This is a genomic window from Rhizobium azibense, from assembly GCF_004342325.1.
Lineage (GTDB): Bacteria > Pseudomonadota > Alphaproteobacteria > Rhizobiales > Rhizobiaceae > Rhizobium > Rhizobium etli_B.
Genome location: NZ_SMBJ01000041.1, coordinates 1 through 2,520, shown reverse-complemented (window position 1 = coordinate 2,520; position 2,520 = coordinate 1). Strand labels below are relative to the sequence as shown.

3 protein-coding genes are annotated in these 2,520 nt (G+C 60.1%); all 3 read left to right on the top strand.

Features of this window, described 5'->3' with window-relative positions; translation table 11 throughout:
• Positions 1–84 precede the first annotated feature (84 nt).
• The 3 genes from tnpA to tnpC are packed head-to-tail and all read left to right on the top strand — an operon-like array spanning position 85 to position 2,495.
• Positions 85–468 (top strand): IS66-like element accessory protein TnpA, encoded by a 384-nt coding sequence (gene tnpA, locus EV130_RS32370; RefSeq protein WP_165918609.1) that lies wholly within the window; start codon positions 85–87, stop codon positions 466–468.
• Positions 469–485: 17 nt separating this feature from the next.
• Positions 486–812 (top strand): IS66 family insertion sequence element accessory protein TnpB, encoded by a 327-nt coding sequence (gene tnpB / locus EV130_RS32365; RefSeq protein WP_425375579.1) that lies wholly within the window; start codon positions 486–488, stop codon positions 810–812.
• Between the two features lie 45 nt (positions 813–857).
• Entirely contained in the window at positions 858–2,495 is a 1,638-nt protein-coding gene (gene tnpC / locus EV130_RS32360; protein ID WP_132662576.1) for an IS66 family transposase, read from the top strand.
• Positions 2,496–2,520 lie beyond the last annotated feature (25 nt).

Sequence of the window (2,520 nt, the reverse complement as noted above, 5' to 3'; positions counted from 1 at the left end):
GTATCCCCACAGTGAGGGCCGTCTTGTGATGTGAGGCGGAACGTTGGATGTCCTAGTGCAAGCACTAGGGATAGTCCTATGACAATGCAGCAAATCGAAGTGATCACGTCTGTGGAGCGCCGTCGTCGCTGGTCTCGCGCAGAAAAGGAGCGGCTGGTTGCGGCCTGCCTCGAGCCGAATGCCAGCGTATCCGAGATTGCCCGGTCGGCAGGCATCCATGCGGGTCAGTTGTTCCGGTGGCGCAAAGAACTCTGCCAGGCCTCACCGCCGCCAGCGCGGCAGTTTATTCCCGTAGAAGTCGCGGCCTTGCCTGCGCCTGATCCGGTGGAGACAACACTGCCACCTCGATCGCGCAAGAAGATAAGCGTTGTGATAATTGAGCTTAGTCGGGGGCGGCGCATTCGTGTGGAGAGCGATGTTGATACTGAAGCGCTCGCTCGGATCGTCGATATCGTAGACCGGCGATGATCCCGGTTCCAAGCGGCGTGAAGGTCTGGCTGGCGACCGGACACACAGATATGCGAAAAGGCTTCCCTGGTTTGTCGTTGATGGTGCAGGAGACGCTGAAGGGGGATCCGCATAGCGGCCACCTGTTCTGCTTCCGCGGGCGTCGGGGCGGGCTCATCAAGGTGATCTGGCACGACGGCCAAGGTGCCTGCCTGTTCACGAAGAAGTTGGAGCGCGGCCGCTTCATATGGCCGTCAGCGGCCGACGGCACTGTGGTGATCACGCCTGCGCAACTTGGCTATCTACTCGAAGGGATCGATTGGCGAATGCCGCAAAAAACCTGGCGTCCAAGCTCGGCTGGGTAGCGGAAACGGCTGGAAAGGCGGGCACGAATATGATTCCCTCTCGTCATGACCGATGCGGCCGATCAGCTTCCCGACGACCTTGCCAGCGCTCATGCGATGATCCTCGCCGAGCGTGCCGCCCGTCGTGAAGCCGAGGCCGTTGCTGCCCGAGCCCAGGCAGTGAACTCTCATTCCGATGCGCTCATTGCCAGATTGAGGCTGGAGATTGAGAAGCTCAAGCGCGACATCCATGGCAGCCGCTCGGAGCGAAAGGCCCGCCTTCTCGAACAGATGGAATTGCAGCTCGAGGAACTGGAAGCCGACGCTAGCCAGGACGAACTGGCCGCGGAGATTGCGGCACGATCATCGACAGTCAAAACCTTCGAGCGCAAGCGTCCATCGCGCAAACCGTTTCCTGAGCATCTGCCGCGCGAGCGCGTTGTGATTGCCGCTCCTCAAAGCTGCCCCTGCTGCGGCTCGGCCAAATTGTCAAAGCTGGGTGAGGACATCACCGAGACACTGGAAGTGATCCCACGCCAGTGGAAGGTCATCCAAACCGTGCGGGAGAAATTCTCTTGCCGCGAATGCGAGAAGATTGCCCAGCCGCCGGCTCCTTTCCACGTGACGCCGCGCGGCTTTGCCGGACCAAACCTCTTGGCGATGATACTGTTTGAGAAGTTCGGACAGCATCAGCCGCTAAACCGGCAGAGCGAACGTTATGCCCGAGAAGGCATCGACCTAAGCCTTTCGACACTCGCCGACCAGGTCGGTGCCTGCGCCGCGATCTTGAAGCCCTTGCACCGATTGATCGAAGCGCACGTACTTTCCGCCGAGCGGCTGCATGGTGACGACACCACGGTGCCGATCCTGGCAAAAGGCAAGACTGATACCGGACGCATATGGACCTACGTCAGAGATGACCGGCCATTCGGCGGAACGTCGCCGCCGGCCGCCCTCTACTATGCGTCGCGAGATCGCCGGCAGGAACATCCCGAGCGTCATCTCAAGACCTTCACCGGCATTCTGCAAGCGGATGCCTATGGCGGCTACAACCCGCTCTTCAAGTCGGAGCGTGCTTCCGGTCCATTGACGCAGGCGCTTTGCTGGGCTCACTCGCGCCGCAAGTTCTTCGTGCTGGCTGACATTGCCACGAACGCCAAGCGCGGAAAAAATGCGACGCCGATCTCGCCAGTGGCGCTTGAGGCTGTGAGGCGGATCGATGCACTGTTTGATATCGAGCGCGACATCAACGGACTTTCCGTCAACGAACGCTCGCAGCGACGTCACAAGGACAGCCGCCCCCTCATCGACGAGCTTGAGGCTTGGCTGCGAGTCGAGCGGGCAAAACTATCGCGCAGCTCACCTGTCACCGAGCCGATCGATTACATGCTCAAGCGCTTGGACGGCTTCACATCCTTCCTCAGCGACGGCAGGATTTGCCTGACCAATAATGCGGCTGAACGAGCCCTGCGCGGCTTCGCTCTCGGCAGAAAATCGTGGCTCTTTGCTGGTTCCGATCGCGGTGCAGATCGTGCTGCCTTCATGGCGACGCTGATCATGACGGCAAAGCTCAACGACATCGATCCTCAGGCCTGGCTGGCTGATGTCTTGTCTCACATTGCGGATATGCCGGTCACGAGGCTTGAAGAATTGCTTCCATGGAATTGGAGCTCGCCCACCGCACAAGCCCACGAAGCTGCCTGATCTGCGGCCTTCACCGCATGCTTAC